Annotated in this window: 28 protein-coding genes; 16 read left to right on the top strand and 12 right to left on the bottom strand. The window is 72.3% G+C overall.

What is annotated here, in order from left to right:
• Position 1: 1 nt before the first annotated feature.
• Positions 2 to 679, bottom strand: a complete 678-nt coding sequence (locus tag JYK04_RS34065; protein ID WP_189741107.1) for an endonuclease V — start codon at positions 677 to 679, stop codon at positions 2 to 4.
• 26 nt (positions 680 to 705) lie between these two features.
• On the opposite strand from JYK04_RS34065, the gene JYK04_RS34060 reads away from it, so the two are divergent.
• Complete coding sequence (locus JYK04_RS34060; RefSeq protein WP_189741103.1) at positions 706 to 1,005, top strand: YciI family protein; 300 nt, start codon at positions 706 to 708, stop codon at positions 1,003 to 1,005.
• Positions 1,006 to 1,405: 400 nt separating this feature from the next.
• A complete protein-coding gene (locus JYK04_RS34055) occupies positions 1,406 to 1,918 on the top strand; it encodes a GNAT family N-acetyltransferase (protein WP_189741100.1) in 513 nt (170 codons plus the stop codon).
• Here the strand turns inward: JYK04_RS34055 and JYK04_RS34050 are convergent, their stop codons facing one another.
• The 3 genes from JYK04_RS34050 to JYK04_RS34040 form a co-directional block, all read right to left on the bottom strand.
• Complete coding sequence (locus JYK04_RS34050) at positions 1,919 to 3,001, bottom strand: WD40/YVTN/BNR-like repeat-containing protein (RefSeq protein ID WP_373297466.1); 1,083 nt, start codon at positions 2,999 to 3,001, stop codon at positions 1,919 to 1,921.
• Positions 3,002 to 3,128: 127 nt separating this feature from the next.
• Positions 3,129 to 4,760, bottom strand: coding sequence for an amidohydrolase (locus tag JYK04_RS34045; protein ID WP_189741095.1), 1,632 nt, complete (start codon positions 4,758 to 4,760; stop codon positions 3,129 to 3,131).
• Positions 4,761 to 4,872: 112 nt separating this feature from the next.
• A complete protein-coding gene (locus JYK04_RS34040) occupies positions 4,873 to 5,541 on the bottom strand; it encodes a TetR/AcrR family transcriptional regulator (RefSeq protein ID WP_189741092.1) in 669 nt (222 codons plus the stop codon).
• A gap of 71 nt (positions 5,542 to 5,612) precedes the next feature.
• Here JYK04_RS34040 and JYK04_RS34035 point away from each other — a divergent pair, with 71 nt between their 5' ends.
• From JYK04_RS34035 to JYK04_RS34000, 8 genes are all read left to right on the top strand, one after another.
• The gene (locus JYK04_RS34035; protein ID WP_189741089.1) at positions 5,613 to 7,061 is read left to right on the top strand and encodes a purine-cytosine permease family protein; all 1,449 of its coding nucleotides are present in this window, start codon (positions 5,613 to 5,615) and stop codon (positions 7,059 to 7,061) included.
• Between the two features lie 229 nt (positions 7,062 to 7,290).
• Entirely contained in the window at positions 7,291 to 7,707 is a 417-nt protein-coding gene (gene ssgD / locus JYK04_RS34030) for a spore wall synthesis regulator SsgD (protein WP_189741085.1), read from the top strand.
• A gap of 178 nt (positions 7,708 to 7,885) precedes the next feature.
• Positions 7,886 to 9,529: an ABC-F family ATP-binding cassette domain-containing protein gene (locus JYK04_RS34025; protein WP_189741081.1), complete on the top strand. Its 1,644-nt coding sequence runs from the start codon at positions 7,886 to 7,888 to the stop codon at positions 9,527 to 9,529.
• Positions 9,530 to 9,803: 274 nt separating this feature from the next.
• Positions 9,804 to 10,775, top strand: coding sequence for an acyl-ACP desaturase (locus JYK04_RS34020; RefSeq protein WP_189741078.1), 972 nt, complete (start codon positions 9,804 to 9,806; stop codon positions 10,773 to 10,775).
• Between the two features lie 72 nt (positions 10,776 to 10,847).
• Positions 10,848 to 11,150: a hypothetical protein gene (locus JYK04_RS34015; RefSeq protein WP_189741076.1), complete on the top strand. Its 303-nt coding sequence runs from the start codon at positions 10,848 to 10,850 to the stop codon at positions 11,148 to 11,150.
• Positions 11,143 to 12,276, top strand: coding sequence for a hypothetical protein (locus JYK04_RS34010; protein ID WP_189741073.1), 1,134 nt, complete (start codon positions 11,143 to 11,145; stop codon positions 12,274 to 12,276). Before JYK04_RS34015 ends, JYK04_RS34010 begins: the two co-directional genes overlap by 8 nt.
• A complete protein-coding gene (locus JYK04_RS34005) occupies positions 12,273 to 12,893 on the top strand; it encodes a hypothetical protein (protein ID WP_189741071.1) in 621 nt (206 codons plus the stop codon). The genes JYK04_RS34010 and JYK04_RS34005 overlap by 4 nt, the downstream gene beginning before the upstream one ends.
• Complete coding sequence (locus JYK04_RS34000; RefSeq protein WP_189741068.1) at positions 12,890 to 13,471, top strand: hypothetical protein; 582 nt, start codon at positions 12,890 to 12,892, stop codon at positions 13,469 to 13,471. Before JYK04_RS34005 ends, JYK04_RS34000 begins: the two co-directional genes overlap by 4 nt.
• Here JYK04_RS34000 and JYK04_RS33995 read toward each other — a convergent pair whose 3' ends face one another.
• Together JYK04_RS33995 and JYK04_RS33990 are read right to left on the bottom strand one after the other, a co-directional pair.
• Entirely contained in the window at positions 13,472 to 13,714 is a 243-nt protein-coding gene (locus JYK04_RS33995) for a WhiB family transcriptional regulator (RefSeq protein ID WP_189741064.1), read from the bottom strand. It abuts the gene before it with no gap.
• 57 nt (positions 13,715 to 13,771) lie between these two features.
• Complete coding sequence (locus tag JYK04_RS33990) at positions 13,772 to 14,566, bottom strand: VOC family protein (protein WP_189741062.1); 795 nt, start codon at positions 14,564 to 14,566, stop codon at positions 13,772 to 13,774.
• A gap of 126 nt (positions 14,567 to 14,692) precedes the next feature.
• Between JYK04_RS33990 and JYK04_RS33985 the strand changes: the two genes are divergently transcribed.
• Complete coding sequence (locus JYK04_RS33985) at positions 14,693 to 15,355, top strand: TetR/AcrR family transcriptional regulator (protein ID WP_189741059.1); 663 nt, start codon at positions 14,693 to 14,695, stop codon at positions 15,353 to 15,355.
• 9 nt (positions 15,356 to 15,364) lie between these two features.
• Here the strand turns inward: JYK04_RS33985 and JYK04_RS33980 are convergent, their stop codons facing one another.
• Positions 15,365 to 16,243 (bottom strand): alpha/beta hydrolase, encoded by an 879-nt coding sequence (locus JYK04_RS33980; RefSeq protein ID WP_229875874.1) that lies wholly within the window; start codon positions 16,241 to 16,243, stop codon positions 15,365 to 15,367.
• A gap of 160 nt (positions 16,244 to 16,403) precedes the next feature.
• Between JYK04_RS33980 and JYK04_RS33975 the strand changes: the two genes are divergently transcribed.
• Together JYK04_RS33975 and JYK04_RS33970 are read left to right on the top strand one after the other, a co-directional pair.
• Positions 16,404 to 16,838: a MarR family winged helix-turn-helix transcriptional regulator gene (locus tag JYK04_RS33975; protein ID WP_189741053.1), complete on the top strand. Its 435-nt coding sequence runs from the start codon at positions 16,404 to 16,406 to the stop codon at positions 16,836 to 16,838.
• Positions 16,835 to 17,242 (top strand): hypothetical protein, encoded by a 408-nt coding sequence (locus JYK04_RS33970; protein ID WP_189741050.1) that lies wholly within the window; start codon positions 16,835 to 16,837, stop codon positions 17,240 to 17,242. Before JYK04_RS33975 ends, JYK04_RS33970 begins: the two co-directional genes overlap by 4 nt.
• Positions 17,243 to 17,276: 34 nt before the next feature.
• Here JYK04_RS33970 and ligD read toward each other — a convergent pair whose 3' ends face one another.
• Positions 17,277 to 18,296 (bottom strand): non-homologous end-joining DNA ligase, encoded by a 1,020-nt coding sequence (ligD, locus tag JYK04_RS33965; RefSeq protein WP_189741048.1) that lies wholly within the window; start codon positions 18,294 to 18,296, stop codon positions 17,277 to 17,279.
• A 75-nt stretch (positions 18,297 to 18,371) separates the two neighbouring features.
• Between ligD and JYK04_RS33960 the strand changes: the two genes are divergently transcribed.
• Positions 18,372 to 19,469 (top strand): ATP-dependent DNA ligase, encoded by a 1,098-nt coding sequence (locus JYK04_RS33960; RefSeq protein WP_189741046.1) that lies wholly within the window; start codon positions 18,372 to 18,374, stop codon positions 19,467 to 19,469.
• A 50-nt stretch (positions 19,470 to 19,519) separates the two neighbouring features.
• Here JYK04_RS33960 and JYK04_RS33955 read toward each other — a convergent pair whose 3' ends face one another.
• Together JYK04_RS33955 and JYK04_RS33950 are read right to left on the bottom strand one after the other, a co-directional pair.
• Positions 19,520 to 20,920, bottom strand: a complete 1,401-nt coding sequence (locus JYK04_RS33955; protein WP_189741044.1) for an FAD-dependent oxidoreductase — start codon at positions 20,918 to 20,920, stop codon at positions 19,520 to 19,522.
• A 131-nt stretch (positions 20,921 to 21,051) separates the two neighbouring features.
• Entirely contained in the window at positions 21,052 to 22,029 is a 978-nt protein-coding gene (locus JYK04_RS33950; RefSeq protein ID WP_189741037.1) for an NAD(P)/FAD-dependent oxidoreductase, read from the bottom strand.
• 66 nt (positions 22,030 to 22,095) lie between these two features.
• Here JYK04_RS33950 and JYK04_RS33945 point away from each other — a divergent pair, with 66 nt between their 5' ends.
• Positions 22,096 to 22,713, top strand: coding sequence for a helix-turn-helix domain-containing protein (locus tag JYK04_RS33945; protein ID WP_189741034.1), 618 nt, complete (start codon positions 22,096 to 22,098; stop codon positions 22,711 to 22,713).
• Positions 22,710 to 23,201, top strand: a complete 492-nt coding sequence (locus JYK04_RS33940; protein WP_189741031.1) for a nucleotide triphosphate diphosphatase NUDT15 — start codon at positions 22,710 to 22,712, stop codon at positions 23,199 to 23,201. The genes JYK04_RS33945 and JYK04_RS33940 overlap by 4 nt, the downstream gene beginning before the upstream one ends.
• 11 nt (positions 23,202 to 23,212) lie before the next feature.
• Here JYK04_RS33940 and JYK04_RS33935 read toward each other — a convergent pair whose 3' ends face one another.
• Together JYK04_RS33935 and JYK04_RS33930 are read right to left on the bottom strand one after the other, a co-directional pair.
• A complete protein-coding gene (locus JYK04_RS33935; protein ID WP_189741028.1) occupies positions 23,213 to 23,875 on the bottom strand; it encodes a GOLPH3/VPS74 family protein in 663 nt (220 codons plus the stop codon).
• Positions 23,876 to 23,974: 99 nt separating this feature from the next.
• On the bottom strand, positions 23,975 to 26,035 hold the full coding sequence (locus JYK04_RS33930) for an MDR family MFS transporter (protein WP_189741025.1): 2,061 nt from the start codon (positions 26,033 to 26,035) through the stop codon (positions 23,975 to 23,977).
• Positions 26,036 to 26,073 lie beyond the last annotated feature (38 nt).

The raw sequence follows: 26,073 nt of genomic DNA, 5'->3' as shown, positions 1-26,073 counted from the left end.
GTCAGGAGGCCTCGCGCAGCGCCCTGCGGCACAGGGAGTCGGCGTGGCGGGTGGTCTCGGGGATCCGGAAGCGCGGGCTCAGGGCCAGGGCGTGCGCACAGGCGTTGTCCAGCGAGACCCGGTGCCCGACGGAGACGTAGACCGGCTTGATCCCGTCCTGCGTGCGCAGCGCCCGCCCGACCTCGGCCCCGTCGGCCGCGAGCAGCGCGGCGGCGTCGCCCCGCCGGGCGCCCGGTTCCTCGTAGGTGAAGGTGAACGGGTTCTTCGCGACGCCGATGGCCGGGAGCCCGGTGACCACCCCGAGGTGGCAGGCGAGTCCGAAGCCGCGGGGGTGCGCGAGGCCGTAGCCGTCGCAGACGACGAGGCCGGGCTCGGTCTTCAGGGAGTCGAGGGCGGCCAGTACGGTCGGCAGCTCGCGGAAGGCGAGCAGCCCGGGCACGTAGGGGAAGCTGACGTGCCCGACGGCGGTGGCCTCCTCGACGACCTCCAGGGTGGCGGCGTCGAGCACCACGGCCGCGGCGGCGACCAGGTCGCGCGCGTCGTCGTAGGCGACGTCCACTCCCGCGACGAGGCCGCGGCCGGGTGGCGGGCCGGGCTCGGTGAGCACGACCTGATGGCGTAGTTCGTCCTGTATCGCCCGGGCCTCGGCCTCGTCGGCGGGGGTCTTCACACTCGTCATGATGGAGCGAGAGTAGCCTGACGATCATGTTCGTCATGGAGCTCACCTACACCGCCCCCCTCGAGTCCGTCGAAGAGCAGATGGACGCTCACATCGCCTGGCTGGACGGCTACTACGCCGCCGGAGTCTTCCTCGCGTCGGGGCGCAAGGTCCCGCGCGACGGGGGCGTGATCCTGGCTGGCGGGGTGTCACGGGCCGAGATCGAGCGGATCGCGGCCGAGGACCCGTTCGCGGTGGCGGGCGTCTGCGCCTACTCCATCACCGAGTTCATCGCCACGAAGACCTCGGCGGACCTGTCGACGGTGCGGGAGAACCCGATCACGTAGTGCGGTGACCGGCACGGTCCACCCGGTGGCGACGCCCGGCAGACCTGTCCGGCCACGGCACCGGCCGCGCGGGGACGGCCCCGGGCACGGCCCAGGCCGCCGTCCGAGCGGTTTCGTGTCGGCGCTGGACGCCCTGCGCGGTGACGCCGGCCCCGCCACGGCCCGGGCCGCCGTCACCGCGATCGCCGCCCGGCCGGCCGGAGGGCCCCGCGCCGCCGTCGTGCGCGCAGCAGCGGCTGTGGTTCCCGGACCGGCTCCGGCCCGGCCGGCCCGACTGCAACATCCCCGTCGCGACCCGGCAGGTGGCCGACCCGGCCGCGCTGCTCCGGGACCCGTACGTCGGGCCCGACCGGCCCGCCCCCCTCGACCCGCTCGACCGCCCCTGCCCACCGGAGTGTTCATGCAGCCCCGTCCCGCCGTTCCCGCCGACGTCCCCGAGCTCATACGCCTGCGCGCCGTCGCCCTCGACGCCCTCGGGATCGACCCCGGTCCCGCCGACGCCGCCTGGCGGCAGGTCGCCCGCGCCTGGTTCCTCGAACGCGTCGGCGAACGCCCCGACGTGCACTGCCTGGTCGTCGGCGGAGCTCCCGGCGAACCGCTGCTCGCCACCGGCATGGCCTGGGTCACCTACCACCTGCCCGGTCCCCGGTGGACCGACGGCCGGCGCGGCTACCTCGACGGGATCGTCACCGACGCGCCCGCCCGCGGGCGGGGCCACGGCCGCCGGATCGTCGACGCCCTGGTCGCCTGGCTCGACGGCATCGGCATCCACTACGTCCAGCTGCACGCGAGCCCCGACGGCGAGCCCGTCTACCGGGCGGCGGGCTTCACCGCCGGGCGCTACCCGGGCATGGACCTCGTCACCGACCCGGCGCCCGCGGCGCCCGCATCCGCTCCCGCTCCCGCGAGCTGATCAGCGCCGCCGTTCCAGCCGCGCCACCCGTCCCTTCTCCCCCGCCGCCCAGCATCCCGTGTCGGCCGCGCAGTCGACCGTGTCGAAGGATCCCGCGTCCAGGGACCGCCAGCTGCGTCCCCCGTCCGTGGTCACATCGGTGCCCGTGGGCCCCACGGCGAGGGCCGTTCCCCCGCTGTACGGGAACCAGGCCGCGCCCGAGCGGTAGGCCGGCGGCGGTGTCGCCGCCTGGCGCCAGGTGCGTCCCCCGTCGGCGGACACGGCCGCGGCCTGCGGGGAGGCCTGCCCGGTGCGGTAGTCACCGCCGACCGCGAGTCCCCTCGTACGGTCCCGGAAGGCGAGGGCGAAGACCCCGCGTGCCGGATCGCCCGCGGGGACGGTGGATTCGGCGACCCGCCAGGTCAGTCCGCGGTCGGCGGAGTGCAGCACCCGGGCGCGGGCACCGCCGCCGGTGGCCAGCCAGACGTCGCGCGGGCCGGAGCTCACCAGGCACTGGCCGCTCGCGGCGAAGCCCGCCTCGCCCGGCAGCGCCTCGGGCATGCCCTCGCCCGGCAGGACCCGCCAGTTCCGGCCGCCGTCGTCGGTGGCCAGGATGCGGAACTTCCCGTCCACCGGATCGCTCATCGCCAGGCCGTGCCGGGCGTCGAAGAAGGTGAGGCAGTCGTAGAAGGCGCGCGGGTCGGGGTTGCGGAAGGTCTCGGTCCAGGTGGCTCCGCCGTCCTCGGTGCGCAGCACCCTGGAGGCCTCGCCCTCGCCGATGGACAGGGCCACCGCGCGCCGCGCGTCGAAGGCCTCGATGTCGCGGAACTCCAGGGCCTCCGCGACCGCGCCGGGCGGCGAAACGTCACGCCAGCTGCGGCCGCCGTCCACCGTGCGCAGCACGGTCCCCTTGGAACCGGCCACCCAGGCCGTGGACCGGCCGACCGCCGCGAGCCCGCGGAAGCGTACGTCCTTCCCGGTGTCCTTCAGTGCCCAGCCGGCGCCGCGTAAGTCCTGCGCCACCGGGGCCGGGTCGGGGGCCGGGGCCGCATCGGCCTGGGCGGGGGCGGCCAGTACCCCCATGGCCAGGGCTGCCGCGCACATGCCGATTCCGAGTTCCAGAAGTCTCATGGCGCCGGAAGCTAACGCACCCCGGATGCCCCGTCCAGAGCGCCTTCCGGCCCCTGCCACCGCGCGTGCCGGAGCACGTACCCGCGGCCTCGTGCCCCGGTCACAGGCTCGCGTCGCGGTGGGTCACGCCGCCGTCGACGGCGGTGAGGAGCACGGGGAGGTCCGGCAGTTCGGTGGCGGCGACGGTGAGCGGGTCGTCGGCGAGGACCGTCAGGTCGGCGCGGTGGCCGAGGGCGATCCGCCCCGCCAGGTGTTCCTCGCCCGCCGCACGGGCGGCGTTGACGGTCATGCCCTGGAGGGCCTGCAGGGCGGTGAGGGCCTGCTCGGGGCCGTGCGGGGCCTGGGTGAGGTCGCGGCTGGGGCGGCGGTGGCGGGCGCCGCCCATGACGCCGAGCGGCGGGTAGGGGGCGATCGGCCAGTCCGATCCGAGGACCACGGTGGCTCCGGAGTCCCACAGGTCCCGGCAGCGCCAGGCTCGCGAGGCGCGCTCCTCGCCGAGCCGGCGGGACCAGTTGTCGGTGTGGTCGGCGCGGGTGAAGTCGCAGCAGTGGGTGGGCTGTACGGAGGCGATGACGCCGAGCTCGGCGAAGCGGCGCAGGGTGTCGTCGGGGACGGTCTCGATGTGCTCGACACGGTGGCGCACCCGGGACCCGGGCCCGCTGGAGGTCTGGGCCTTCTCGACGGCGTCGAGCACGTGCCGTACGGCGGCGTCGCCGATCGCGTGGGTGGCGGTGGGCACTCCGGCCCGGTGGAACTCGCCCACGATCCTCGTGTAGACCTCCGGGTCGGGCCAGAAGGCGTGCGTGGACTCGCCGTTGCGGTCCGGCTGTTCCAGCCAGGCGGTGCCGTTGTCGATCGTGCCGTCCATGAAGATCTTCACGCCCTCGGTGCGCCAGAGCCTGCCGCCGGCGCCCTGCTGGGCGATGAGCGCGCGGACGGCGTCGGCGTCGGTGCCGGGCTGGCACCAGGGCGCGACGCGCAGGCGCAGCGGCAGTTGTCCGGCCTCGTCGAGTTCGGCGTAGAAGGCGAGGCTGTCGCCGTTCGCGTCCATGGCGTGGCCGCCGGTCAGTCCGGCGGCGGCCATCCTGCGCAGCGCCGCGGCCAGCCGGTCGCGGCGCTCCTCGCGGGTGGGCTGCGGGGCGACGCGTTCGACGAGTTCGCAGGCGGCGTCCTCCAGGAGCAGGCCGGTGGGCCGGCTGGCCGCGTCGCACACCACTTCGGCGGACGCCTGGTCGAAGGTCCGCGGCCCGTCGACGCCCGCGAGTTCGAGGGCGCGCCGGCTGGCCAGCATGGAGTGGGCGTCGAAGAGCAGGAGGGTGGCGGGCACGCCGTCGAGCACGGAGTCGAAGGGGGCGGTCTCGACGGGCCGGTCCCCGAAGGCGTTCGGGTCCAGGCCCCAGCCGCCGAGCCAGGCGCCGGGCGCGAGGCCGCGTACCCCGGCGGCGAGTGCCGCGCGTACCTGCTCCAGGTCGGTGCAGCCCGACAGGTCCAGTCCGTGGGTCAGTTCGGCGCCCGAGACGGGGTGGATGTGGCCGTCGACCAGGCCGGGGGTCACGACGGCCCCCTTGAGGTCGACCACCGTGGTCGAGGCGTCGGCGAGCGCACGGATGTGGCTGTCGTCGCCCAGCGCGGTGATCCGTCCGCCGGAAGCGGCCAGGGCGGTGTCCGGCAGGAACCCGCCCGTGGCCGGGTCGAGCAGGCGGGCGTTGAGCAGGACGAGAGGGGTGCGCACGGAGCCTCCAGCGGGGGCGGGATGGGGAACGTCGGGCGGGGCGAGGGCCGGGTCGGGGGAAGGACCGGGCGGGGGGAGGGCCGTGGGGGAAGGAAGGGCCCGGCGCGAAGGGTCAGGCGTCGGCGGCGGCGTCTCCGGTGAGGGCGCCGCGGGGCAGGCCGAGTTCGCGTTCCGCGGTGGTGACCGCCATCCGGGTCACGGCCTCGGGACGGCCGCGGTCCTCGGTGTTGGCGTGGGCGCCGAGGCCGTCGAGGACGACGAGGATCTGAATGGCCGTCACGTACGGGTCCTCCGTGCGGAATTCGCCGCACGCGACGCCCTCGCGGAGCACGTCCTCCAGGCGGCCGCGCCAGGCGGCCTCCTGCTCGGCGACCCGGTCGCGCAGGAGGGGCCGGTAGCGGCTGAGGTGGCGGGCGTTGATCCAGAGCCGGCTGATGGCGTCGTAGGCCTCTCCGGACGTATGGGCGAAGAACCGCGCCAGCCGCTCGGCCGGGGTCGGCACGTCCCCTTCCGGCCCGGCCGGCCCTGCCGTTCCGGCCGGCAGCAGGACCTCCAGCTCGGCCCCGGCGGCCGTCCCGAACGCCTCGGCGACCAGGTCCTCCACCGAGGGGAAGTAGTGGCTGATCAGTCCTGGCCGGACGGCGAGCTCTTCGGCGATCCGGCGCAGCGTGAGGCACTCCAGCCCTTCGGCCAGGGCGACGGCTGCTGCCGTGTCGACGATCTCGGCCCGCCGGGCCTCGGGGGACTTGCGGATCCGCTTGCGCTGGACGCTTGACGACATACCGAGGATGCTATTGAGTGTGCGACCAATAAGCAAGCGAGGCGGACACGCCCAGCATCCGGAGGTCCCTCATGGCGTCCCCGATCCCCGATTCGCCTCCCGGTTCGCACCCGGCCCCCGGAGCGCTCGGACAGGCCGCGCCGCACCCGGAGCGGGCCACCCGCATCGAGGCCCACGGCATCGACCACATCCCCGATTCCGAGCGCCACGGCCGCCCCCGGGACCTCTTCGCCGTCTGGGCGGCGGCGAACGTCAACTACCTCAGCCTGGTGATCGGCGGCGCTCTGGTCCTCATGGGGCTGAGCCTGTGGCAGTCCGTCGCGGTGATCGTGGTCGGCAATCTGTTCTGGCTGCTCACCGGCCTGCTCGCCACCTCGGGCCCGGCCGCCGGAGCACCCAGCGAGGTGATCACCCGGGCCATGTACGGAGTCATCGGCAACCGCGCCATGAACGCGGTCGGCGGCTGGCTGGTCTCCGTCTGCTACTTCGCGCTCAACCTGGCCGCCGCCGCGGCCGCCGCCTTCGCCCTCGCGGAACGGGCCGGCATCCCGGCGAACACCGGGATCAAGGCCGCCGTCATCGTGGCCATCGCCGCGCTCACCCTGGCCATCAGCGTCTACGGCCACGCAATGATCATGAAGCTCTACCTCCCGATGACCCTGGTCCTGGCCGCCGCCTTCACCGTCGTCGGCTTCTGCGTGGTCGGCCACACGGACTTCTCCTACCGGCCCGCCGCGTCCCTGACCGGCGCCGGCCTGTGGGCGGCGCTCCTCGCCGGCACCACCCTCATCGCCTCGGGTCCGCTCTCGTACACCACCAGCGCCGACTTCTCCCGCTACCTGCCCCGCGCCTCGTCGCGGAAGGCGATCATCGGCTGGACCGCCCTCGGCGCCTTCCTGCCCAGCGTGGCCGTCTGCTCCCTGGGCGCGTTCGCCGCGACCGCGGTCGACATGAGCGACCCCCAGGCCGCACTGCAGAAGATCCTGCCCGGGTGGTTCTACCCGGTCTTCCTGCTCGCCCTGATCCTCGGCACGGTCTCCGTCAACGCCCTGACCGCCTACAGCGCCGGGCTCGCCCTGCAGGCCGTCGGCCTCCGCATCCGGCGCTCCGTCAGCGTCCTGTTCGACGGGGCCGTCGCCGTCGCCCTGACCCTCTACGGCCTGCTCGTCTCCAACCTCCTGGACACCGTCAGCAACTCCCTCCAGCTGGTCGTCGTCCTGATCGGCCCCGTCATGGCGATCTACGCGACCGACATCCTGCTGCGCCGGTTCCGCTACGACGGCCGGGCGCTGGCGGACGAGACCTCCAGCAGCCCCTTCTGGTACACCGGCGGCGTCAGCCCGGCGGGCGCGCTCGCGCTCGCGGCCGGGGTGGGCGCGGCCGCCCTCTGCGTCAACACGCTCTACACCGGTCCGGTCGCCTCCGCCCTGGGCGGCATCGACCTCTCCCTGCCGGTCGGCATGGTCGTCGCCGCCGCCCTCTACGCGGCCTTGACGCGGGCCCTTACGCCGGTGGAGTGATCGGTAACCAGCCCTTCTCCGAGGCTCCCCGGAGCCGCCGCGGACCGGGTCCGCCTTCGTGCACATCCACCGTTCGATCACTCTGTGCGATCACACGGATTGGTTCAAGCCAATCGGTGACACAGCTCACGCAACGGCCCATGCACGGATTTGCCGATTCCGGCGTCTATCGGGTTGCCGGGCTCCACCCCAACAGTCCGGCAGCAGATCCGCCGCAAGGGAGTGAGCCTTGATCACTGTCATCGAGCAGGCCGCACAGGCCCGTCTGGTCGCCACCGCGCCGAAGGTCGAGACCGTGCCCGTCACCCTCTGCTACGACCGTGCGGATCCGTTCGCGGTGCGCATGGCGTTCCCGGCCCCGGCCACGCTGGAGGGTGTCGAGGTCTCGTGGACCTTCTCGCGCGAGCTCCTGGAGTCCGGCCTGGACCGCCCGTCGGGCTGTGGCGACGTACGCGTGCGCCCGTACGACGGTGACCGGACCACCATCGAGTTCCACGCGACGGAGGGTGTCGCGATCGTGCTGATGCTGACGGCCGAGCTGCACCGCTTCCTGGAGCGGGCGGCGACCGTGGTGCCGCCCGGCCTCGAACACCTCTACCTGGACATGGACCACAACCTGGCCGAGCTCATGCGCGACACCTGCTGAATTAATTGCTTTGCGGGCGGCTGCGGCCGCCCGTAGCTTCGAAGACGGCCCATCCCCGTCGAAACGGAGCAGGACATTGCTCGTCTGAGGTTCGAGACACCGACCACCACGCCCTGCGGCTGACCCGTCGGCTGTCTCCCCGCGTTGCACGCACCACTCACGCAACCTGGAGGCCTCCATGAGTAACGCCCCTGCGTTCATCACCTGCTCCGCACTGCCCTTCGACTGGCCCGACGGCACTCCCGTCTTCGACGGGTTCCAGCTCACCGTGGGCCCCGGCCGCACCGGCCTGATCGGGCTCAACGGCTGCGGGAAGTCCACCCTGCTGAAGCTGATCGCCGGCGAACTGGCCCCGACCGAAGGCCAGTCCTCCGTCGCCGGCTCGGTCGGCCACCTCCCGCAGAACGTCACGCTCGACACAGCGCTGCGCGTGGACGAGGCGCTCGGCATCCACACCGCCCGCGCCGCGCTCCACGCCATCGAGGCGGGCGAGGCCACCGAGGCGAACTTCACCGCCGTCGGCGACGACTGGGACGTGGAGGAGCGGGCCCTGGCCACGCTCGACCAGCTCGGTCTCGCCCGGATCGGCCTGGACCGCACCGTCGGCGAGCTCTCGGGCGGCGAATCCGTACTGCTGCGGCTGGCCGCCCTGCTGCTCGCCCGCCCCGACGTCCTGCTGCTGGACGAACCCACCAACAACCTGGACCTGCGCGCCCGCAGCCGCCTCTACACGGCGGTCGAGTCGTGGTCCGGGGTGATGCTCCTGGTCAGCCACGACCGGGAGCTGCTGGAGCGGGTCGACCAGATCGCCGACCTGCGCGACGGCGAAGTCCGCTGGTACGGAGGCAACTTCACGCACTACCAGGACCTGCTCGCCGCGGAGCAGGAGTCCGCCGAGCGGATGGTCCGGGTCGCGGAGGCCGACGTACAGCGGCAGAAGCGCGAACTGGCGGACGCCCAGGTCAAATTGGCGCGGCGCAAGCGGTACGGGCAGAAGATGTACGACAACAAGCGCGAGCCGAAGATCGTGATGGGTGCGCGCAAGCGCGCGGCCCAGGAGTCGGCGGGCAAGCACCGGATCATGCACACCGAGAAGCTGGCGCAGGCGAAGGAACGTCTGGACCAGGCGGTGGAGGCGGTGCGCGACGACGACGAGATCCGGATCCAGCTGCCCGCCACCCAGGTCCCGCCGGGGCGGCAGGTCCTGACCCTGAGCGATCTGCGCCTGGCCCACGGAGCCGCCGTACCGGGCGAGTGGGAACTCCGGGGGCCGGAGCGGATCGCCCTGGTGGGCCGCAACGGATCGGGCAAGACCACGCTGCTGCGCACGATCGCGGGGCAGCTCCCGCCCGTGTCCGGTGCGGTGGTGGCGCATGTGACCACGCGGTTCCTGCCACAGCGCCTCGACGTACTGGACGAGAGCCGTTCGGTCGTGGAGAACGTGGCGCGGTTCGCGCCGCAGGCCACCAACAACCTGATCCGGGCCCGGCTCGCGCACTTCCTCTTCCGCGGCGCCCGGGCGGACCGCCCGGCCGGCACGCTGTCGGGCGGCGAACGCTTCCGGGCGGCACTGGCGGCCCTGCTGCTGGCGGAGCCGGCTCCGCAGCTGCTGATGCTGGACGAGCCGACGAACAACCTGGACCTGTCGAGCGTGCGGCAGCTGACCGACGCGTTGGAGTCGTACGAGGGCGCACTCGTGGTGGCGAGCCACGACGTGCCGTTCCTGGAGTCGATCGGCATCACGCGATGGCTCCTGCTGGACGGCGAGCTGCGGCCGACGACGGCCGAGGAGGTGCGGGAGAGGCTGTGGTCGGGTGAGTGAGACCGCGCCCCCGCCGTGAGCGGCGAGAGCCGGATCGCCGCGCCCCCGGTCAAGCGGAACCCATTTCTTTCGTCAAACCGGGGGTCGGCAAACCACCCGCTGGCGTGATTTTCGCCCCCCAGACCCCTCTCAGGCCGGTCATAAACTGCATAGATAGCTGGATGTAACCGGACATACACCTGCCGGGGGGTTGGCTGGCCTTGATGTCACGCTTAACCTACGACTCCGTAGGCTACGGAACCGTAGGTAGTTCGCTTTACACCCAGGAGTACCCGTGACGATCACCTCTCCCCACCTCGGCAGCTCGGAGGCGTGGACAGACGCCAAGCTGCTGTTCGCGCTGGAAGAGGTGGTCGAAAAGGAGCTCAACCGCCATCTGAAGGTCACCAAGGACTGGATGCCCCACGAGTACGTCCCGTGGAGCGATGGCCGGAACTTCCCCGGCTTCTTCGAGGACGGCGAAGCCTGGGACCCGCAGCAGTCCAAGGTCACCGACATCGGCAAGATCGCGCTGGTCGTGAACCTGCTGACCGAGGACAACCTCCCCAGCTACCACCACGAGATCGCGTCGCTCTTCGGCCGCAACGGCGCCTGGGGCACGTGGGTGCACCGCTGGACCGCCGAGGAGGGCCGCCACGGCATCGTGATGCGCGACTACCTGCTGGCCTCGCGAGCCGTGGACCCGGACAAGCTGGAAGCGTTCCGCATGCAGCACATGTCTGAGGGGTTCGAGTCCGACAACCGCCACTCGATGCTGCACTCGGTGGCGTACGTGGCCTTCCAGGAGCTCGCGACCCGCATCTCGCACCGCAACACCGGCCACCAGTCCGGTGACCCGGTCTGCGACCGGATGCTGGCCCGCATCGCGCAGGACGAGAACCTGCACATGATCTTCTACCGCAACCTGCTGGGCGCGGCCTTCGAGCTCGCCCCGGACCTGACCATGCAGGCCGTACGGGACGTCGTCGTCAACTTCCGGATGCCCGGACACGGCATGCCCGGCTTCGAGCGGATGGCCGCGCAGATGGCCATCGGCGGGGTCTACAACCTGCGGATCCACCACGACGACGTACTGAGCCCCGTGATCCGCTTCCTCAAGATCATGGACATCGACGGCCTCGGCCCCGACGGCCAGAAGGCCCAGGAGGAGCTCGGGCTGTTCATGAACGGCCTGGACTCCGAGGCCCGCAAGTTCGACGAGAAGCTGGCCGCCCGCGCGGCCCGCCTCGCCGCCCGCAAGGGCTGACCGATTTCCGCTCGCTCGGGCGAGTGATACCGATTGCCCTGGCAGAGCCCCGCTCTGCCAGGGTTTCGCGTCATGACCTCGCTCCAGGTGGACATCGACCAGCTGACCCGTCTGACGCGCGCCCTGGACTCCTCGCTGGTCTCCCTGCGGGAGGCCCGGCGCGCACTGGACCACGTACGGCCCGATCAGCTGGGCACGGCGGACCTCGACGCGGCGTGTGACGGCTTCCAGGAACGCTGGGCCTACGGCACGCAGGAGCTGACCAAACGCGTCAAGGACGTCCGGGAGGGCGTGGACCGCAGCGCCGCGGAGTACGCGGAGCTCGATCAGGCCGTCCGTGCGGCCTTCCTCCGGGCGGCGGCCGCCCGTGACTGAGTACGCGGCACTGGGCTTCGACCCGGCCCCCGGCAATCCCGCGACGGTCCTGGCCCTGGCCAAGAAGCTCGGCGCCTCGGCCGGCTCCCTCGGGGAGGCCTCCCGGGTGGTGAAGGACCTGGTCTCCCACAGCTCGGCCTGGCAGGGCGAGGCCGCCACCGCCTTCCGCGCCTCCCTCTCGCAGGACCTCCCCCGCTACCTCGGCGCGGCCCACACCTCCCTCGCGGAGGCGGCCCGCCGGCTCACGGGGTGGCACGACACCCTGGTCTCGCACCGCGCACTGGCCACCCGGTACGAGGCCCAGGCCGCGGCGGCGAAGACGGAAGAGGCCCTCACCGATGCCCGCCGCCTGGCCCGCGAACTCGCCGCCGAGCACGGCACGGCCGCCCGCCGGGTGGCCCAGACCCTGAACGCGGCGACGGACCGCCTGGCCCCGAAGGAACCGGGCCTGCTGGCCTCGATCTGGAACAAGATCGTCGACGACCCTGCGGACGCGATGTCGAACGCGTCGGCGATCCTGGGTGCGATCGGGGCGGGCGTGGCCCTTGTCTGCCCGCCGGCGGGGCTCGCCATCATGCTCGTCGGGAGCGGCCTGTCCTTGGCAGCCCTGGCGATGCACACCTCGGACCCGAAGTTCCGCAAGTCCCTGTCCGACGGCTTCACGAAGGGCCAGTTCGACGCGGACTTCTGGAAGAGCAGCGTGACGCTCCTCGGCGACTCGGTCGGCGCGGTCCCGGGTGTCGCAGCGGTCGCCTCCGGCGCCAAGGCGGGCACAGCGGCCGCCCGCGCGGCGATGGCCGCCGCTCCGGAAGGCAGCGCGGTGGTGGGGCTGGCTCCCGGAGCCACCGCGTTCAGGCAGGCGGCATGGAGCACCTCGGACGACCTGCGCCAGTTGGACAGTCCACTCACCGGATGGGCCATGCGCTCATCGAGTCAGCACGCCAGAGACCGGGTGGGCGTGGCCGTGGCAGGTACTGGTGCGCTGACCGCCGCAGGAGACTACGGCCCGGACAACGAAGCAGTCGAACAAGGCTCGACAGCAGTGGACGGCACCCGAGGGGTTCTCGACGACGCTCCCTCTGCCATCAGGAAATCGGGCCACGTCTGGTCGGCGTTGCGGCCATGACACAGGAGAGCAGCATCCCGCCGGTCTGGTTCCGCCTGCCCCCGGGCTTCCATGACATCGGCCCTGGAGAATCAGCGACCTTGAACGCGTTCGCTGAAGCCTTGGGCAGCCAGATTGCCCAAGAGGAACTGTCCCAGCTCATGGACGGCCTTGAAGAATTGGCGGGGCACGACGTCGTATACACCGCATTCGGCTTCCATCCCGAGGAACCGGTCGGGGTCACCACCTCGCTGTTCTCCCTCACGATCCGGCGGGTCGAGCAGCCCAACCCCCGGCTCGCCGTGGCACGTACGGCTCTGGCCATCGCCCGCTCCACGCTCTGGACCAGCTCGGTCCGCAGGTTCATCGACCTGCCGTCGGCTCTTCCTTGTTGTCTGGTCACCGGGATCATGTCCGTGCCAGATATCGAGCATCAGCTGTTTCAGGCCAGGGTCGCAACGGTGCATCCTGATGGACTCCACTTGCTCGTCCTCGATCTGACCAGCGCCTGCACCGATCACGCCGCTGCCTATACGGACATCCTCGAAGCGGTGGCGCACACCTTGCAGTTCACCGACCCCGACCCGAGCGTGCTGAAGGCCACCGGGACCTCACGCATCCTGGAGGTACTCCTATGAGCGTCACACTCACCAAGACGGCCTGGGACCACCCGCCGACGGTGGTTGGCTACAAACGGCTGGCCGTCCGACGCTTCAATTGGGTACTCAGCCTCGGCGGTCCTCCGCTGGCCGCCCTGGCCTGCATCGGTGTCATTCCCTACGCGGGAATGACCCTCACCCTCTTGATCATTCTCACCACCCCCTACTTGCCCTGGGTGATCGTCGCCTACTTCCGGCGGCGCCGGGTCGTTGCTGTGCTCCAGGCCTATCCCTGGCGCGAGTTGCCGTGCCGACACCCGCGCAGGCCGCCCGGAAGTCCGGCGACCGTCGCCATCTCTTTCAGGGAAGACTTCACGGCCATGTTCCGGATCATCCCGTTCCCCGTCGAGCCAGCCACACTGGAGGGAGACCACCCGGACCGGATCTGGTTCGCCGGAGATCCCCGCTTCGGTGGCGTCGTATCGCCCGTCGGGGGGCACTACCCGGTGCGCGTCGTGCCCCACACACCGCGCCGGGAGGAGTGCGGTGGTGAGGGGTTCGACCTCGCGCGGCGCGTGGGGCTGGTGCGTGGGAGCGGGAAGGGGACGCGCACCTGATCAGCTGCGGCGAAGGGCCTGGCGCTCGGCCTCCGAGAGGCCGCCCCAGACTCCGAAGCGCTCGTCATTGGCCAGGGCGTACTCCAGGCAAGCCGCCCGCCCCTCGCAAGCCCCGCACAGCCGCTTCGCGTCGCGCAGCGACGAGCCGGGCTCCGGGAAGAAGAAGCCGGGGCCCGTCTGGGCGCACAGGGCAAGGTCGTACCAAGCGGTGTCAGTGGTTGCGGCAGTGGTGTTAATCGACATGCCGGAGATACTGACCGCCGCCGATGGACGTCCGATCAACGACTGATCAACACCTCGTCATGACCCGGGTGCGGGTGTGCTGGCTATGACCGCGAACCGCGCCCCGAAGGGGTCCGCCAGCTTGGCGAACCGGCCGACTCCCTCCATGGACTCCGGGGTGAGACGTACCTTGCCGCCCGCCTCCTCCGCCTTCGCCGCCGCCGCGTCGCAGTCGGCCACCTCGAAGTACGGCGTCCAGTAGGGCTGTTCGGCGTCCTCCACCGGGTCCGTCGAGATCGGCACCAGGCCGCCGAAGGCCGCCTCGTCCAGCGTGCCGGCCGGCTTGGCCATCGTGTACGTACCGCCCTCGTAGGGCATCGCGTTGACCTCCCAGCCGAAGACCGCCCGGTAGAACTCGGCGGCCCCTGCCACGTCGCCCGTGTACAGCTCCGTCCAGCACAAGGTGCCCACGTCCGTCACCGCGCCCAGCCCGGTGTTCATCCTGGGCTGCCAGACCCCGAAGCCCACGCCCGACGGGTCGGCGCACATCGCCATCCGGCCGAAGTCGAGGACGCTCATCGGCTCGAAGGTCACCGTGCCACCCGCCTTCGTCACGGCCTCGGCCGTCGCGTCCGCGTCCGCGCTCTGGAAGTAGATCTGCCAGGCACAGGGGCCCTGCTCTGCGGGAACGGCCATACCACCCGCGACGGTCTTGCCGCCGAGGTGGAACATTCCGTACCCGCCGACCTCCTCGCTGCCCGCCTGGAAGTCCCAGCCGAACAGTGCCCCGTAGAAGTCGGCGGCTCCGCCGATGTCGGGCGTGCCGAGGTCCACCCAGTTCGGAGAGCCGTCCTTGTAGTCAGTGGTGAGCATGGTCCGCACTCCTTCCGACCCCGGTTCTTCGATCCCTGTCCTTCCTCTTCGAGCATCGCACCCGCCACTGACAGCGGCCCCCTTCCTCCACCAGGTGAACGACCGTGCGTTCGGTAAGATGGCGCCATGGCTGACGGGCGCGTGGAACGCGGTAACCAGACGCGGCGGGCCGTCCTCGACCGGACGATGAGCATCGCTTCCGTGGACGGTCTCGAAGGCCTGTCCCTGGGGAAGATCGCTGCGGATCTCGGCCTGAGCAAGAGCGGGGTGTTCGCGCTCTTCGGCTCCAAGGAGGACCTGCAGCTCGCCACCGTCCGTGCCGCCGTGGAGGTGTTCAAGGACGAGGTGGTGCGACCCGTGCACCGGGACCGCGACGGTCTCGCCAAGGTGTGGCGGCTGTGCGAGCGCTGGCTCGACTACTCCGGACGCCGGGTCTTCCCCGGCGGATGCTTCTTCTACTCCGTCTCCGCGGAGTTCGACGCGCGCCCCGGCCCCGTACGGGACGAGATCGCCGAGGCGCGGTCCGACTGGACGCGTTACATCGAGCGGCTGCTGGACGACGCCCGGCTGACGGGCGGGTTCCGGGACGCGTCCGACGCGGACGAGGTTCCGCAGCTCGCCTTCGAGCTGACGTCCCTGATGGAACTGGCCAATGCGCATTCCGTCCTGCACGGCGACCCGCTGGCGTACGAGCGGGCCGGCCGGGGGATCCTCCGCCGGCTGCGCGCGGTGGCGGCCGCTCCGGACGAACTCCCGGAACGACCGCCTGCGTTCACCTCGCCTTCCTGACCGCGCTCCTCACACGCGTCGCGCGGGCGCGGGCGCGGGCTCACGCTCGGGCTCGGACAGCGCGAAGTCGACCGCCGTCGCGATGACGTCGGGGTCGGCCAGGATGCGGCGGTGGCCGAGGCCCGTGGTCTCGATCAGACGGGCCTGCTCGCCGTAGGCGGCGGCGATCGCGCGGGACTGGGCGGGATCGATCACGTCGTCCTCCGTGTCGTGGACGAGGAGGATCGGCGCCCGCATGCCGGGACGGCGACGGCGGGCGTCGAGGCGCTGCCAGATGTCGGGGTCGCCGGGGAAGAGGCGGCGCTCGACATGGGCGTGCAGGACGCGCCCGACTCCCTCGCCGAGGTTGAGCCCGGCCCGGAACCGCTCCACGAGGTGGTCGAAGTGGGCCACGCCCCCGATGGCGACGACACGGTCGGCCCGTACGCCGTCGTGCAGCATGGAGAATGCGGCGAGCACGCCGAAGGAGTGGGCCACGACGGCCGAGAAGTCGCCGTGCTCCGCGTGCAGTCGGCCGATGATGGCGCGGTAGTCGAGGATCGTGGAGGCCCGGCCGTCCGACTCGCCGTGCCCCGGCGCGTCGAATGCGATCACGGTACGGCCCTGGGCGCGCAGGGCCTCGACGAAGCCGGCGAACCGCGAAGCGCGCGAGGACCAGCCGTGCACGATCAGCACGGGCCGGTCCCCGTCCCCCCACCGGTAGGTGGTCACGGCCGTGCCGTGCACGACCATCCGCCCGCTCTGCGCCCGCGCCATCACCTCCGCCTCCTCGGACCGTAGCCGCGCGCGCCCGAGGGGCCGGACGAAGAGGGCGAAGACCCGGGGCCCGGCCAGTCGCGGGGCGAACCGGGCGGCGATGTCGAGGGTCGTGCTCAGGAGTGAAGCCATGGGACGCATGTGCGGGTTCTCCGGAATTCTCCTCAGGGCGGCCAGACGCCTACGGCGAGCCGATGAGCGGATATTAGCACGATCGTTCGTGTTGTTTTATGGATCGAACTCCACCCCGCCCGCTTGCAGCAGATACAACGAAATCGTATAGTTCGAAAGCGTGAAATCCGAAACCGTGCCATTCGAATGGTCGGCCCTGCTGGCGCTCCAGCGGGCCACCCATGCCACCCTCCAGGTGCTCGCCACCGAGCTGGCCGACCTGGATCTGACCGCCTCCGAGATCAATGCGCTGGCCAATCTCGCCGACGGCCGCGGGCGCACCGTGTCCGAGCTGGGAGCGGCCGTGGGAACCCGGCCCAGCACGCTGACCAGCGTGCTCGACCGCCTGGAGCGGCGGGGTCACATCACCCGCGGCGCCCGTCCCGGGGACCGTCGGGCGGTGCTCGTCGAGCTCACCGACTCCGGGCGGCCGGCCGCCGCGAGGATCCGGCGGGCCATCACCGATCTGGAACTCCACGCGCTCGGCGAGCTGCCCGCCGAGGCGGTCGCCGGGCTGCGCACCGCCCTGCAAGCTCTGACCGAGGTGACCCGATGACCGAGCCCGCCTTTGACGCATTGATGGCCGAAGTGATGGCGACCGCCGAGCGCTTCGGCCACCGTGAGCACGTCCACCTGACCTGGCTGGCCGTGCGCCGCTGCGGCATACCCGCGGCGATCGACCTGGTCAGCGACGGCATCCGGCGGACCGCCCGCTACGCGGGAGCGCCGCAGAAGTACCACGCGACCGTCAGCCGTGCCTGGGTGGAGCTGGTCGGGTACCACGCGGCCGAGTCCGGCGACGACGATTACGACGCCTTCGCCGACCGCCACCCCGCGCTGCTCGACAAGCGCCTGCTGACGCACTACTACCGTCCGGCCACGCTGGCCGCCCCGCGGGCGAAGGACGGCTGGGTGGAGCCGGACCTCGCCCCCTTCCCCGGGCAGGACGCCGCCGCGTAGCGCCCGGCGCCAGCAGCCCGGAGCCCGGAGCCCGTCAGTCCTCGTGCTTCGCCCGGCTGGGCTGGACGCGCTTGGGCTCGCCCGGCATTTTCGGGTAGTCCGGGGGGTAGGGCATGTCCCCCAGGCCGTGCTCGTGTTCGTCGCGGGCCGCGAGCTCCAGTACGGCGTCCAGGGCGAAGGCGTGCTCGTCCATGTCCGCGTGCAGATCGCCCAGTGCGGCGAAGCGGGCCGGCATCGTCACGATGTCGAAGTCGCGGGGCTCCGCGTCGTCCACCTCGTCCCAGCGCAGCGGCGCCGATACCGGGGCGTGCGGGCGGGGGCGCACGGAGTAGGCGGAGGCGATCGTGCGGTCGCGCGCCGTCTGGTTGTAGTCGACGAAGATCCGCTCGCCGCGCTCCTCCTTCCACCAGGCCGTCGTGACCTTGCCCGGCATTCGGCGTTCCAGTTCCCGGCCGAGGGCGATGGCGCACCGCCGGACCTCGGTGAAGGTCCAGCGCGGCTCGATCGGCACGAAGACGTGCAGTCCGCGGCCGCCCGAGGTCTTGGGCCAGCCGCGCAGACCCAACTCCTCCAGCAGGGCTCGCAGTTCATGGGCGGCCGCCACCGCGTGGTGGTAGTCGGTGCCCGGCTGCGGGTCCAGGTCGATCCGGAGCTCGTCGGGACGGTCGGTGTCCTCGCGCCGCACCGGCCAGGGATGGAAGGTGAGGCACCCCAGGTTGGCCGCCCACAGGACGGCGGCCGGTTCGGTCGGGCAGATCTCGTCGGCCGTGCGGCCGCTCGGGAAGGCGATGTGGGCGGTGGGAATCCAGTCGGGAAGGTTCTTCGGTGCCCGCTTCTGGAAGAAGGACTCGCCCTCCACCCCGTCCGGGAAGCGCTCCAGGGTCGTGGGCCGGTCGCGCAGGGCGCGCGTGATGCCGGGCGCGACCGCCAGGTAGTACTCGGCCACGTGCCGCTTGGTGAGGCCGCGCTCCGGGAAGTACACCTTGTCCGGGCTGGACAGCCGTACCGTCCGCCCGCCCGCCTCCAGCTCGATCGCATTACCGGCAGCACCCATGTGCGCCACGGTAGGCGGGCCCGGTCATGCCCGCATACCGGGCAGGTCCGGACGTACCACCGCAGAATCGAAGGCATGGACCTGCCAGTGATGCCGCCCGTGAAGCCGATGCTCGCCAAGTCCGTCGCGAAGATCCCGCCGGGGATGCAGTACGAGGCCAAGTGGGACGGCTTCCGGGCCATCGTGCATCGCGACGGCGACGAGGTCGAGCTCGGCAGTCGCACGGGCAAGTCTCTGACCAGGTATTTCCCCGAGCTGGTGCAGGCCCTGAAGAGCAATCTGCCGAGCCGTTGCGTCATGGACGGCGAGATCGTCATCGTTCATGGCGGGCGCCTCGATTTCGACCGGCTGACCGAGCGGATCCATCCCGCGCAGTCCCGCGTCGCCCTGCTGGCCGAGACGACGCCCGCCAGCTTCGTCGCCTTCGACCTGCTCGCCCTGGGCGACGACGCGTTGCTCGACGCCCCGCTCGCCGACCGCCGTGCCGCCCTCGTCCGTTCCCTCTCCACCGCTCGGCCCCCCGTCCATCTCGCGCCCGCGACCACCGATCCCGCGCTCGCGCAGGAGTGGTTCGAGCGATTCGAGGGCGCCGGGCTCGACGGGGTGATCGCCAAACCCCTCGATCTCCTCTACCGGCCCGATGCCCGCCTCATGTTCAAGGTCAAACACGAACGTACCGCCGACGTCGTCGTGGCGGGTTTCCGTTTCCACAAGAGCGGTCCGATTGTCGGATCGCTGCTGCTCGGCCTGTACGACGTCCACGGCACCCTCCAGCACGTGGGCGTGTGCGCCGCCTTCCCCATGAGGCGCCGCGCCGAGCTGGTGGAGGAACTCGAACCCCTGCGGATGCCCGACCCGACCGGCCACCCGTGGGCCGCCTGGGCCGAGGAGTCCGCCCACGAGAGTGCCCGGCTGCCCGGCGCGCAGAGCCGCTGGACCGGCAAGAAGGACCTGTCCTGGGTACCGCTGCGCCCCGAACGGGTCGTCGAGGTGAAGTACGACCACATGGAGGGCGACCGCTTCCGGCACACCGCCCAGTTCCACCGCTGGCGGACCGACCGGACGCCCGCGAGCTGCACCTACGCCCAGTTGGAGGAGGTCGTCGGCTACGACCTCGCCGAGGTGCTCGGCCCCACCGCCGGCGCCGCCGATGCCGGCGACACCGCCGGCTGACCGGCCACCACCGCCGCGGCTCACCCCGGCTCACCCCGCCTCGCCCCCGCTCACCCCGCCGTCAGCTTCTCCCACTCCTCCCGGTCCGGCCCCGACGCGTTCGGCGCGTAGTGCGGCCGATCCGCCAGCCAGCGCGCCACCCTGGCGCGGATCTCCGGATCCGCGTACGCCCGCCCCGGCGGCTCCGCCAGGTGCCGGACCCTCGCCCGCGCCCGCATCACCTCCGGATCCTCCAGCGCGCAGTCGAACAGCGCGGACACCTCGCGCGCCGTCCCGCCGCGCACCGCCCGGGTCGCGAAGCGCTCCCCGATGGCCGCGTCCGCGACGACCTGGAAGTCGAACCACGGTTTCAGGGTGTGCTCCGCCCAGGCGTGGTGATCGGTGGCGTACCGCGCCGATCCGGGGTCCCGGTGCGCCGTACGGGCCACCCTGCGCGCGGCCCACAGCGCGAGCGAGGTGCCCTGCCCCAGCGTCGGGTTGGTGTGCGTGATCGAATCCCCCACCGGCACCAGCCCGGTCACCACCGGGCCCGCTTCGTCGACCAGCGTGCTCCACCGGTTGTCCAGGCTCGCCGTGGCCAGGACGCCCGACAGCGGCTCGGCGCCCAGTCCCAGCCAGGCCGCGCCGGGCGGGAAGGCGCGCGCCGCCGCCTCGAAGACGGCGGGGTCACGCAGCGCCGAGCGCGTGGAGTCGGCGGTGTGCACGAACAGCGTCACGGCGAACGCCCGGTTGTCGGCCGGGAAGACGGCGCAGCCGGCGAAGGGTCCGCCGGTCACCGCCCACGGCCGGCGCGGCCCCTCGTCCAGGCCCGCGGGCAGCCGGTACCAGCGGCAGAAGTACGCGAGCCCGGTGCGGTGCCGTTCCACGACGGGCGGCCTGCAGCCCGCCTCGGCCAGCCTGCGCTCGGTGCCGCCGCGCCGCCCGCCGGCGTCCACGACGAGGTCCCCCGGGTAACTCCCGATCTCGGTGGTCACTCCCGTCACCTGGATCCCGGCGCCCTCCGACGGCCCCGGGGCCGTGATCAGCCCGGTGACCGGCTCCCCGTACCGGACGACGACCCCCGGTTCCGCGCGCAGCGCCGTGGCCAGCGCGCTCTCCAGCACGATGCGCCGGGCCTGCAGCATCACGAGGTCCTCGTCGCCCGGCCGCTCGGGCGGACGTACGTCGAACCAGTCCAGCTCGTGCCGTTCGCGGGCGCCGAGCCGGAGCATCTCCGCGTGGACGTCGGGCAGGTCACCGCGCAGCACGTTGCGGGCGGCCCCGAGCAGCACGTGCGGCTGGGCCGCCTGCGGTACGGTCGGCCGCCGCCAGCCGAAGAAGTCACGGTCGAGCGCCGTGCCCGGGGCCCGCGTATCGCGCTCGAAGACCTCCGCCGTGTGTCCGCGCCGCGCCGCGAGCAGCGCGGTGGCGGCCCCCGCGACACCTCCGCCGATGACCAGCACATGTGCCATGGAGCGTCCCCCCGAGCCGTTGGACCGTACGACGATCACACCGCCCAGAGCCTGCGCGAACGGAAGCCGGCCGAAACCCGCACAGATGTCCGAGAATCACTCCAGCGCTCGCGCGGCGCTCGCACGGCGATTCACACACCGGCGCCCGCACGGTGGGCCTGAACGGCCCGCCGGGTCTCCGCCTCGATCAGGTCGGTGTTGACGGCCATCGCCGCCCGCACCCCCTGGGCGGCCGCGCCCGGGACCTTCTCCAGCGGGGAGGTGACGTTGCCCGCGACCCAGACCCCGTGCAGGGCGGTGGCTCCGGTGACCGGATCCGACTCCACGCAGGTGCCGATCGCCCTGCCGTCCCGCTCCACCACCGAAGTCGGCAGGCCGAGGCCGGTCAGGACGCCCGAGCGGGCGGTGAACCGCGGGGCGACCACCAGGGCCCGGCACTCCACCACGGCGCCGCCCGCCAGGGTCATCCCGGTCAGCCCCTCGTCCCCGACCGCGAGGCCGGTCACCTCGCCCTCGACGACGCGGACCCCGAGGGCGGCCAGCAGTTCCCGGTCCTCCGCGGTGAGCCGCCAGGTGTGCGCCAGCAGGGTGGTCCGCTCGCTCCACTGCCGCCAGAGCTCGGCCTGGTGCACGGCGAGGGGCCCGTCGGCCAGCACCGCGATCGGCCGGTCGCGGACCTCCCAGCCGTGGCAGTACGGGCAGTGCAGCACGTCCCGCCCCCAACGCTCCCTGAGGCCCGGCACGGCGGGAAGCTCGTCCGTCAGGCCGGTGGCGACCAGCAGCCGGCGCGCCCGGACGGTGCTCCCGTCCCCGCAGCGGACCAGGAAGGTGCCGTCGGGCAGCCGGTCCGCGGCGACGGCCGTGCCCGGCCGGATCTCCCCGCCGTAGCCGGTCACCTCCGCGCGCCCCTTGGCCAGCAGTGCGGCGGGGCTCTCCCCGTCCTGCCCCAGATACCCGTGCATGTGCGCGGCCGGGGCGTTGCGCGGACTGCCGGAGTCGATGACCAGTACCGTACGGCGGGCCCGGACCAGGGTGAGCGCCCCGGCCAGCCCGGCGGCTCCACCGCCCACGACCACCACGTCGAACGAGCTGTCCCTTGCGTTGTCCATACCTGCGAGGGTCCGCCCACGGCGGCCCGCTTGACAAATGTTGTTGCCGAAGCGGCAAATGGATCCATGGCCACCGAGGAACGGGACGAGGAACTCGCGGGCGTGCTCACCGCCGTGGGCCCGCGGCTGCGCGCCCTGCGCCGACAGCGCGGCACCACTTTGGCCCAGCTCAGCGAGACCACCGGCATCTCGCTCTCGACCCTCTCCCGGCTGGAGTCCGGGCAGCGCAGGCCGACGCTGGAGCTGCTGCTTCCGCTGGCCAGGGCGCACCGGGTGGCGCTCGACGAGCTGGTCGGCGCCCCGGAGACCGGGGACCCCCGGGTCCGCCCGAGGCCCTTCGTCCGGCACGGCAGCACCTATGTGCCGCTGACCCGGAAGTTCAGCGGGGTGCACGCCTTCAAGCAGATCCTCCCGCCCCTCGACGGCCCGCCGCCCGAGCCCGAGCTGCAGGTCCACGAGGGCTACGAGTGGCTGTACGTGCTCGCCGGACGCGTCCGGCTGCTGCTCGGCGGGCACGACCTCGTCCTCGGCCCCGGTGAGGCCGCCGAGTTCGACACGCGCACCCCGCACGCCTTCTTCAACGCGGGTCCGCAGCCGGCGGAGTTCCTCAGCCTCTTCGGCCCCCAGGGCGAGCGGATCCATGTCCGGGCCCGGCCCACCCCTCCACCGGAAGGACGTCCATGAGCACCCCCCACGAGCGCCCCGAGCGGGCCGTGCCGCAGCCCCATGCCGTCGTCGGCGTCGGACTGGTCGTCCTGGCTGCGGACGGCCGGGTGCTGCTCGGCCAGGCGCACGACGGCCGCTGGGAGCTGCCCGGCGGCAAGGTCGATCCCGGGGAAGGGTTCGAGCAGGCCGCCGCCCGGGAACTCGCCGAGGAGACGGCCCTGCGGGCGGCTCCCGAGGCGATCCGGATCCTGTCCGTGCAGATCGAATCGCTGTCCGGTCTGACCCGGCTGACGGCAGCCGCCGTCACCACCTCGGCGGAGGGCGTCCCGGCCGTCACCGAGCCCCACAAGATCGCCCGCTGGCAGTGGTTCGCCCCCGCCGAGATCCCCTCGGCCCTCTACGCCCCGTCGGCGGGCGTGCTGCGCGCCTGGCGCCCGGACCTGACCATGCTGCCGCACGTCCCCTCGTACGCCTACCCGACCACGGGCCCGGCACCGAGCGCCTGAACCGTGCCGGCTCAGCTGGTGGCCGTCAGCACCGTGACCGTGGTGACCGCCACCATCGCGGCCTGCATGTCCCGGATGGCCTCCCGGACGCTCTCGGCGGCCCACTGGCCGGCGGCTATCTCCGCCGTCCTCGCGGTCACCTCGTCGGGCTGCCGGCCGGGGAAGGCGAGCCGGTGCATCTTGGCCGAGTGGATCAGGGCGATGAGGCCCGCCGTGCGCTCGTCCGGCTCGGCGCCGCCGAGGACGACTTCGCGCAGCCGCTCGCGCAGGGCGCGCTCGACCGTGCCGTCCGCCTCCGGGTAGCGGCGCTGCGGGAACACTCCGAACACCTTGTGCACCTGCGCCACCACCAGCCCGCGCCCGGTCAGCCGCTCCAAGGCGGCACCGACCGCCTTGGGCTGGTCCTTCGTCAGCCAGTCCGTCACCCGGCGCTTGGCGCGGCCCCGCAGCCAGGTCTCCATCAACCGGATCCGGCCGTCGAGCAGTTCTTCTCCAGTGGACTCGGTGCTCCTGAGCTCCAGGTACTTGCCCGACACCGACACCCGCTCCGCCAGGACGAGTTCGAGCAGGAGCGCGCCCGCCACGGCCCAGCCCGCCGCCTGCCGCTGGCGCGCCTCCCCGGACTCGTCGTCCAGGGACAGCAGCATGATCTCCTCGGCCAGTGTGATCCTCACGAGCGCGCCCCCCGTCGTCTGCCTGACGGTCCGTCCGTCCTACCGCCTCGCAGGGGATGACGAGCGGCCGGCGCGCGAGGTTCCCTTCGTGGCCGGGATCTACCGCCGCACCACCACCTTTGGCGCGAAGTTTCCCTCCTCCAGGTCCTCCGCGAGCAACCGCTTGGCGATGGCGTCCGCCGCCGCCCTCAGTTCGGCGCTCCGCGGCCGCCCCCGGTCCTTCTCCAACTGGTCCCCGAGCCACTGGGCCCACGCCTTCGAGATCACGTCGGCCTCCCGCTGCCCGGCCGCGGTGAGGGTGAGGAAGCCGTCCTGGCGGCTGACGAAGCCCTCGTCCACCATCCGCTCGTAGACCGGGACCAGCACCTCCGGCGGCAGGGACCGGCGGCCGGCGATCAGTGCGAGGCCGGCGTGACCGACGGTCCGGGTCAGCAGTTCCACCTGCATCACCGCCCAGGCGCCCGCGATGTCCAGCCGGGTGTCGGAGCCCCGGACGATCCCCCGCGCCGTGTCCGCGCCCATGTTCCGTACGAGTTTGCCGACGGCCAGCTCCAGCAGCTTGGCCGAGTCCCCCGAGGCCGTGGCCGGTGAGCCGAACCCGTCGCCCATGTCCGTGGATCCGGCCCGGGCGCTGTCGCGCAGCCGCACCTGCTTGAGGAAGAGCGCCACGACGAAGCCGAACACGGCGACCGGAACGGTGTACAGGAACACCGTCTGCAGGGCCTGCGCGTACGCGTCGATCACCGGGGCGGCGACCGCCGGATCGAGCCGGTGCACCCCTTCCGGGGTGGACGCGGCCCTGGCCAGCTCCGCCGGATCCTGCCCGGAGAGCCGCGCCGCCTCCACGTACGCCGCCTCCAGTGCGGGCCCCAGGTGGTTCGCGTAGATCGTCCCGAAGACCGCAGTACCGAAGGCGCTGCCGAGCGTACGGAAGAAGGTGACGCCGGAGGTGGCCGTGCCCAGGTCGGCGTAGTCGACGGTGTTCTGCACGGCGATGGTCAGCACCTGCATGGACAGGCCGATGCCCGTGCCGAGCACGAACATGTACAGCGATTCCAGCAGGGTGCTGGTCCCCGGCTCCATCCGCGACAGCAGGTACAGGCCGACGCCCATGACCGCGTTCCCGACGATCGGGAAGATCCGGTACTGGCCGGTCTTGCTGACGACGTTGCCGCTGAACACGGAGGCGATCAGCAGGCCGATGACCAGGGGCAGGGTCCGGACGCCCGAGATCGTGGCCGAGTCCCCGTCCACGTACTGGAGGTAGGTCGGCAGGAAGGTCATCGCGCCCAGCATCGCGAATCCGACGACGAAGCTGAGGACGGAGCACACCGCGAAGACCGGATTGCGGAAGAGCCGCATCGGCAGCATCGGTTCCGCGGCGCGGGTCTCGACCAGGCAGAACAGCGCCAGTGCGACGGCGCCGCCCGCGAACAGGCCGATGATGACCGGCGAGGTCCAGCCGTACTCGTTCCCGCCCCAGCTGGTGGCCAGGATCAGCGCGCCGGCGCCGACGGCGACCAGCGCGATGCCCAGGTAGTCGATCACCGGCTTGCCCGTGACCCGGACCGCCGGGATCGTCCTGGCCGCCGCGACGACGACGAGGATCGCGATCGGGACGTTGACGTAGAAGCACCACCGCCAGGTCAGCTGGTCGGTGAAGAACCCGCCGAGCAGCGGGCCGATCACGGTGGCGACCCCGAAGACGGCGCCGATCACGCCCTGGTACTTGCCGCGTTCGCGCAGCGGCACCACGTCGGCGATCAGCGCCATCGCGGTGACCATCAGGCCGCCGGCGCCGATGCCCTGGACGCCGCGCCACACGATCAGGAAGGTCATGTTGCCGGCCAGGCCGCACAGGAAGGAGCCGCTGATGAAGACGATGGCGGAGATCTGGAAGATCAGTTTCCGGCCGAAGAGGTCGCCGAACTTGCCGACCAGGACGGTCGCCACGGTCTCGGCGAGCAGGTAGGAGGTCACCACCCACGACATGTGGTCGCCGCCGCCCAGGTCCCCCACGATCGTGGGCAGCGCGGTGCCGACGATGGTCTGGTCGAGCGCCGCCAGCAGCACGCCGAGCATGATCGTGCCGAAGATGACGTTGCGCCGCCGCCGGTCGATCTCGGGGGGCGCGGGGGCCGTGGCGGGGGCAGTGGTCACCCTCGCACTGTCACAGCGCGCCCGTCGCGGCGCATGCG

It is taken from the genome of Streptomyces nojiriensis (genome assembly GCF_017639205.1).
GTDB lineage: Bacteria > Actinomycetota > Actinomycetes > Streptomycetales > Streptomycetaceae > Streptomyces > Streptomyces nojiriensis.
The sequence above is the reverse complement of the archived record's forward strand: the minus strand, read 5'-3'. Positions and strand labels throughout refer to the sequence as shown.

What these genes read in the sequence shown, in the direction of transcription:
- JYK04_RS34065 (WP_189741107.1), bottom strand. Translation starts at nt 679, where the DNA reads ATGACGAGTGTGAAGACCCCCGCCGACGAGGCCGAGGCCCGGGCGATA.
- JYK04_RS34060 (WP_189741103.1), top strand. Translation starts at nt 706, where the DNA reads ATGTTCGTCATGGAGCTCACCTACACCGCCCCCCTCGAGTCCGTCGAA.
- JYK04_RS34055 (WP_189741100.1), top strand. Translation starts at nt 1,406, where the DNA reads ATGCAGCCCCGTCCCGCCGTTCCCGCCGACGTCCCCGAGCTCATACGC.
- JYK04_RS34050 (WP_373297466.1), bottom strand. Translation starts at nt 3,001, where the DNA reads ATGTGCGCGGCAGCCCTGGCCATGGGGGTACTGGCCGCCCCCGCCCAG.
- JYK04_RS34040 (WP_189741092.1), bottom strand. Translation starts at nt 5,541, where the DNA reads ATGTCGTCAAGCGTCCAGCGCAAGCGGATCCGCAAGTCCCCCGAGGCC.
- JYK04_RS34035 (WP_189741089.1), top strand. Translation starts at nt 5,613, where the DNA reads ATGGCGTCCCCGATCCCCGATTCGCCTCCCGGTTCGCACCCGGCCCCC.
- JYK04_RS34025 (WP_189741081.1), top strand. Translation starts at nt 7,886, where the DNA reads ATGAGTAACGCCCCTGCGTTCATCACCTGCTCCGCACTGCCCTTCGAC.
- JYK04_RS34015 (WP_189741076.1), top strand. Translation starts at nt 10,848, where the DNA reads ATGACCTCGCTCCAGGTGGACATCGACCAGCTGACCCGTCTGACGCGC.
- JYK04_RS34005 (WP_189741071.1), top strand. Translation starts at nt 12,273, where the DNA reads ATGACACAGGAGAGCAGCATCCCGCCGGTCTGGTTCCGCCTGCCCCCG.
- JYK04_RS34000 (WP_189741068.1), top strand. Translation starts at nt 12,890, where the DNA reads ATGAGCGTCACACTCACCAAGACGGCCTGGGACCACCCGCCGACGGTG.
- JYK04_RS33995 (WP_189741064.1), bottom strand. Translation starts at nt 13,714, where the DNA reads ATGTCGATTAACACCACTGCCGCAACCACTGACACCGCTTGGTACGAC.
- JYK04_RS33990 (WP_189741062.1), bottom strand. Translation starts at nt 14,566, where the DNA reads ATGCTCACCACTGACTACAAGGACGGCTCTCCGAACTGGGTGGACCTC.
- JYK04_RS33985 (WP_189741059.1), top strand. Translation starts at nt 14,693, where the DNA reads ATGGCTGACGGGCGCGTGGAACGCGGTAACCAGACGCGGCGGGCCGTC.
- JYK04_RS33980 (WP_229875874.1), bottom strand. Translation starts at nt 16,243, where the DNA reads ATGGCTTCACTCCTGAGCACGACCCTCGACATCGCCGCCCGGTTCGCC.
- JYK04_RS33970 (WP_189741050.1), top strand. Translation starts at nt 16,835, where the DNA reads ATGACCGAGCCCGCCTTTGACGCATTGATGGCCGAAGTGATGGCGACC.
- ligD (WP_189741048.1), bottom strand. Translation starts at nt 18,296, where the DNA reads ATGGGTGCTGCCGGTAATGCGATCGAGCTGGAGGCGGGCGGGCGGACG.
- JYK04_RS33960 (WP_189741046.1), top strand. Translation starts at nt 18,372, where the DNA reads ATGGACCTGCCAGTGATGCCGCCCGTGAAGCCGATGCTCGCCAAGTCC.
- JYK04_RS33955 (WP_189741044.1), bottom strand. Translation starts at nt 20,920, where the DNA reads ATGGCACATGTGCTGGTCATCGGCGGAGGTGTCGCGGGGGCCGCCACC.
- JYK04_RS33950 (WP_189741037.1), bottom strand. Translation starts at nt 22,029, where the DNA reads ATGGACAACGCAAGGGACAGCTCGTTCGACGTGGTGGTCGTGGGCGGT.
- JYK04_RS33945 (WP_189741034.1), top strand. Translation starts at nt 22,096, where the DNA reads ATGGCCACCGAGGAACGGGACGAGGAACTCGCGGGCGTGCTCACCGCC.
- JYK04_RS33940 (WP_189741031.1), top strand. Translation starts at nt 22,710, where the DNA reads ATGAGCACCCCCCACGAGCGCCCCGAGCGGGCCGTGCCGCAGCCCCAT.